Genomic DNA, 441 nt, shown 5'->3' with positions numbered 1-441 from the left:
CATGGTTCAGCTGGGGTTTCTCGCGGGCGCGATGCTGGAGGTATCGGTATCGCCGCGCTTTGGCCTGCCGCTGTACTTGGCGCTCGTGTGCCTGTGCGTGGTGATGCTGCCGCTGTTTCTGCACCTGCAGAAACGCTTTGAATCGCCGGGGATGCTGGGGGTCGCCGGGGCTTTGGGCTCGGTTGCGCCGGAAATCGGCGCTGAGGCGCGGTCGGGGTCGGAGGTGCCGTCGAGAGAGGGGCTTGCCGGAAGTGTCTTGGCGCAAGAGGCTGGGAAGGGAGTCTACGCGGCGCCGATCGCCGAGCCCGTCGACTACGTGGCGGCCATGGCCGAGGCCTTCAAGCTCTCGCCGGGCGAGACCGAGGTGTTGCGCTATCTGGGCCGCGGCCGATCGGTGCCCTACATGCGCGAGGTCATGACCCTTTCCAAGAGCACCATCTA

1 pseudogene is annotated in these 441 nt (G+C 66.4%); it reads left to right on the top strand.

Annotated elements, in window-relative coordinates:
- Nucleotides 1–441 (top strand): annotated as a pseudogene (locus tag NE591_RS12440) (hypothetical protein); the annotation flags it as partial.

The organism is Adlercreutzia sp. DFI.6.23 (genome assembly GCF_024462535.1).
Classification (GTDB): Bacteria; Actinomycetota; Coriobacteriia; order Coriobacteriales; family Eggerthellaceae; genus Adlercreutzia; species Adlercreutzia rubneri.
Note: the sequence above shows the minus strand (reverse complement) of the source record. Positions and strands in the feature narration are given on the sequence as shown.